The sequence below is a fragment of the Clostridium sp. genome, from assembly GCF_016650095.1.
Classification (GTDB): Bacteria; Bacillota; Clostridia; order Clostridiales; family Clostridiaceae; genus Clostridium_AD.
In genome coordinates, this window is record NZ_JAENWL010000283.1 from 1 (window position 1) to 4,957 (window position 4,957).

4 protein-coding genes are annotated in these 4,957 nt (G+C 30.6%); all 4 read left to right on the forward strand.

The features are described 5' to 3' along the window. The first annotated feature begins 140 nt into the window (after positions 1–140). Positions 141–284: a transposase gene (locus JJE11_RS17785; protein ID WP_366927941.1), complete on the forward strand. Its 144-nt coding sequence runs from the start codon at positions 141–143 to the stop codon at positions 282–284. Between the two features lie 306 nt (positions 285–590). Then, positions 591–2,825, forward strand: a complete 2,235-nt coding sequence (locus tag JJE11_RS14515; protein ID WP_291636861.1) for a pyruvate formate lyase family protein — start codon at positions 591–593, stop codon at positions 2,823–2,825. Beyond that, on the forward strand, positions 2,825–3,733 hold the full coding sequence (locus JJE11_RS14520; RefSeq protein WP_291636862.1) for a glycyl-radical enzyme activating protein: 909 nt from the start codon (positions 2,825–2,827) through the stop codon (positions 3,731–3,733). The genes JJE11_RS14515 and JJE11_RS14520 overlap by 1 nt, the downstream gene beginning before the upstream one ends. A 608-nt stretch (positions 3,734–4,341) precedes the next feature. Then, positions 4,342–4,539 carry a transposase gene (locus JJE11_RS17790; protein WP_366927942.1) on the forward strand — a complete coding sequence of 66 codons (198 nt, stop codon included), beginning with the start codon at positions 4,342–4,344 and terminating at the stop codon, positions 4,537–4,539. Positions 4,540–4,957 lie beyond the last annotated feature (418 nt).

The window sequence follows — 4,957 nt, forward strand, 5'->3', positions numbered from 1 at the left end:
TATTCTAATATTTAAAAAAAGTATATTTAATAAACCTAAACAAAAATAAAACATCATTTTCATCTTAAGAATGAATATTTATTCCATAGAAAAAATATTCTTTTTTTCTTTACAAATGCAAGTTTTTCTTCTAGAATAAAATAAGTAATGCAAAAGTAGAAGCCTTAAATGGTAAAATTAAGCAGATTGTATATCGAAGTAGAGGTTTTAAAAACATAGATAATTTACTAGATTCTGTGCTATTCTTCTGTGGCGGCTTTAAAATTGCTTTACCAAACAGATAAAAGTCTTTGGGTAAATAATTTATTTAGTATATAATTAACAAGTTACCCATTGAATATCACGAAGAGCCAAAAATATTAATAATAAAAAACTATATATAATATTTTATATCCAATAATTGAGTTAGAAAATAAAAATATATATCCAAAGAACTTAAAGTTTCAAATCAATAAGAAAGGTCATTCAGCTAACAGATAAATATAGTTAACAATGGAATTTATCGTGAAATATATCAGAGAATAACCCACTAATTGGTTATAACCCCCAAAGCATTAGTGCAAAGCTTAAAAAAAAGGAAGACATGAAATATGTATGATATTAATGGAATGAATGATGAACAGAAAGCTCAATATTTTATAAATTTTACCAAAATTTATAAAGAGGGACTACCTTTATACAAAGGGAATAGAGAAGCTATGATACTGGATTTTCAGTATCCACAGTTATGCATAAAAAAACAAAAAGGTGAAATTTTTGTTTCAAGATGTCTATACCCCCCCCTTATGTTTAGTCCACAGTCTAATGGATCTGATTATGAGGCCTCACAGCTAGGCTATTGTTTTGACATAGAATTATTTTTAAAGATAGAGAACAGCATTAATATTTCAGCTAAATTAAAATTAAAATTGTCAGAAATCAGAAAGTACTGGGACAAAGAAAAAACTACAAATAAAATAAGAAAAGCCTATCCTACGGAAATGGCACAAGCTCTTAAAGTTGAAAATTATGCAAAAGATAAGGCAGTAAGTTATCCAATATACAGAATGAGCGGAACTCAACTTAATTATTCAAAACTGCTGGATAAGGGTATTTCAGGACTAGAGAATGAAATCAAGAAAAAAATAGAAACAACCGAAAGGGAAATAGATGAAAGAAGTTTTTTATCAGCATGCCTTAGTTGGTTACATACTTTTTCAAAAGTGTGCATAACATATGCAGATGATCTAGAAAAGAATGATAAGCTCAAGGATTGTATGAACCATATAGCAACAAAACCTCCTGAAACTTTTTATCAAGCACTTCAACTGGTCCTTTTGTGGTGGACACTGAGTGGAAGTCTCAATTTAGAAAGAATGGATATCTACATATCGAAATTTTATGTTAGAGATATTGATAATAAAATTATAACAGAAGAGGAAGCTCTGGAGCTACTATCACTCTTCTACAAACAATTAGAAATCAGAAACCATATATATGACACGAGGATAGTTATAGGAGGGAAAGACCGTAAGAATTTAAATGAAAGTGATAGATTTTGCATTCTATCGATCAAGGCAATAATGAAAAACAGAGGTACTGTTCCCCAACTCACACTTCGCTGTTACCAAGGAATGAATGAAAATGTTTGGAAACTTGCTTTGGAAGCTAATGGAAAAGGTTGTACTTTCCCAATGCTTTATAATGATGATGTAAATATAAAGGCAGTATCGGAAGCTTTTAATCTTCCCCTTGAAGAGGCTAACAACTATTGTCCATTTGGTTGCGGAGAATACGTAATTGCACATAAATCCGTGGGTACTCCAAGTGATATAATAAACCTGGCAAAAGCTCTAGAAATAACTTTAAATAGAGGCAGAGACTTAGAAACGGAAGAAAAAATAGGCCTTAATTGTGGTTATTTGGAGGATTTTAAAACTTTTAGAGATTTGTTTAAAGCCTATAAAAGACAGGTTGAATATTTTGTTAGTTATTCTGCACAACAGCAAAAAATTGAATATGAAATAACTTCAAAAGAAGTTGATTTCCTACCATTTTCCATCCTTTATGACGATTGTATTGAAAGAAAAAAACCTCTGCTTTCTGGAGGTGTAAAGTATCTTGGTGGAACTCTTGAATCATATGGAAATGTTAATACAGCAGACAGTTTAACTGCAATTAATGAGCTGGTATATAAAAAGAAGGAAGTTACATTGCAGGAAGTTTATAAAGCAATGAAAGCTAATTTTATTGGATATGAGGATGTTCAGAAAAAGATGATCGATTGTCCAAAGTATGGAAATGACAATGAAATTGCAGATAAAATGCTTGTTGATGTAAATAAACACATTTGTAATTTTACTCGAAATCAAGCCTCAGTCGTGGGGTTGGATAGCTATCTTATAGTAATAATAAACAATAATACAAATACCCTTCTCGGAAAAATAACAGCTGCTACAGCGGATGGAAGAAAAGCCAATACTTATCTTGCCAATGCTAACAATCCACAAGGATCTGCTGATAATAAGGGACTTACAGCAATGTTAAACTCTATAGTAAAACCTTCAATTAAAATCCATGCAGGTTCTGTACAAAATTTGAAGCTTTCAAAATCAATGTTTTCTTCTAGAATGCTGAATAAAACACAATCCATAATAAAGGTATATTTCCAAAATGGTGGAAGTCAATTGATGCTAACAGTTATAAGTCCTGGAGAAATGAAGGATGCAGTGATACATCCTGAAAATCACCAGAATCTATTAGTAAGAATTGGAGGCTTCAGTGCAAGATTTATTGATCTTGAGAAAGAAGTGCAAAAAGAACTTATTTCAAGGACACTATATTAATGATAGGTACTATTTTTGATATCCAACGTTACAGCGTCTACGATGGCCCCGGAATAAGAACAACCGTATTTCTAAAAGGTTGTCCACTAAATTGTATATGGTGCCATAATCCAGAATCCCAAAACATAAGGCCACAACTTTCATTTAAAGAGGAAAAGTGTATCTATTGCGAAGCCTGTTCCAGTATTTGTGCCAACAATGTTCATACTGAAATTTCAGTAATAGACAAACACCATGTGTTAAATTTTGCACTTTGTACAGGATGTGGATTATGTATAAAAAACTGTCCAAAAAATGCACTAGAAATAATAGGAAAAAAAACCACTGAAAAAGAAGTTTTTAACGAAGTAGAGAAAGATATAAAATACTACCAAGCTTCAGGAGGTGGAGTTACTATTTCAGGAGGTGAACCATTTTATCAGATGGCTTTCCTTATCGAATTGTTGAAGGAGGCAAAGAAAAGAAACATCTCGGCCTGTATTGAAACCTGTGGATATACAGATACGAAAAATTTTACAAAAGTACTTAACTATACAGAAAGTTTTCTTTTTGATTTTAAACATTATGATAGTTTTCAACATCAAAAATACTGTGGAGTAGGCAATGAACTAATAATAAAAAATCTGAAATATCTATCATCGACAGGAAAGGCAAAAATACATTTACGATGTCCGATAATTCCAGGGATTAATGATTGTATGGAACATTTTAACGTTATTGCAGAACTATCTCAATTATCTGGAGTTATTGATACTGAAATAATGCCATACCACGACCTAGGAAAATCCAAAGCAAAATCAATAGGCAAAAATTATAAAATTGATACAACCAGTGTGAACATGGAAATAACAAAACTCTGGGAAAAAAATATTCAAGAGTGTGGTTGTAATAATTTATTAACTAATTAAAAGGTACCATATAATCTGTGGTAAAGTTTTAAATAATTAGCCATTAAAATGAGTAAAATTAGATTATTTAGGGAAAATTTAGATTAGGAAATTATAAGAAATATATTGAAAAAGTCATCAGTAATATCAATAATTTCATAAGTGGTGCTATTTATGATATTGGATGATGCTTTTTGCAATATTGGTGGTGCCTTAAATTGCGATTGGTAGTACATTTGCGCTAGAATAACCAGTTACATTAACTAAATTTATTGACTTATTAGCTACAGAGCAAATAGACTATATTAAGACGGTTAGTAATGACGTTGATAGATAGATAAATATGTTCCATATGTTCAAATGTGTATAGACCCTTTTCTCCCTATCACTTGGGCTCAAGTATCACTTGATTGAGTTAGAAAATATGCTATCAATAGAGATAGAATGATACTTGGGTAAAGATGTAGAAGATGACCTTAAATGGGAGACGAAGTACCGATAGAAAAATCTAAAATTATAAAGAATTCTAAATTTACACTATGTAAAAACCCTGAGAATCTAAATGTAAATTGAAGAGAAAATCTAAAAAAACACAATTTAAGACATAAAAGCAGTTATGGTAAAGTTTCATCACAAGCTGCAGAAAGTGCTTTGAGAGATTTAAAAATAATTTGAGTTGTTATCCTAGAGCAATAGATACTTGGAATAGGAATTGGAGATTTGTTAAGCAATTATTCAATTATCCTTCGTATGGTCGAAAGGTAATGTTCACAACAAATGCTATTGAAAGTGTTAATTCAAGCCATAGAAAAGTTTTTAAAAAATGAGCTTTTTATAATGAAACTGCAGCTTTAAAACTACTGTACTTAAGGGTTAAAGAATTACATAAAAAGGAGACGGAAAGTACTATAAGAAATTAAGCAAAAGTAAGAAATCAACTATACTTAATGCTCGGTAGACAAGAAAGAAATCTATAGATTTCTTACAATTTGTGTTAAGAACTTCGAGAAGATTGGCACTCTCTAAACTTTTAACTTTTTTCTGTTAACTTAACAAGTATAGAAAAAAAACACTAATAAATAATTAAGATTCCGATTACCGGGCTTATACGAATTTACATTCTACGAGTAGCAATTATACTTCTTGCACGTTTAATAATTTCTTGTTGTTCTTTTGATTTATGAGCAATAACTTCTATATATAGTGCATCAGTAATAACTAGAGTTGCTATCCTTTCTGAAAACA

Excerpts from the sequence above, each read along its gene's own strand:
- JJE11_RS14520 (WP_291636862.1), top strand. The coding sequence starts at position 2,825 with ATGATAGGTACTATTTTTGATATCCAACGTTACAGCGTCTACGATGGC.
- JJE11_RS14515 (WP_291636861.1), top strand. The coding sequence starts at position 591 with ATGTATGATATTAATGGAATGAATGATGAACAGAAAGCTCAATATTTT.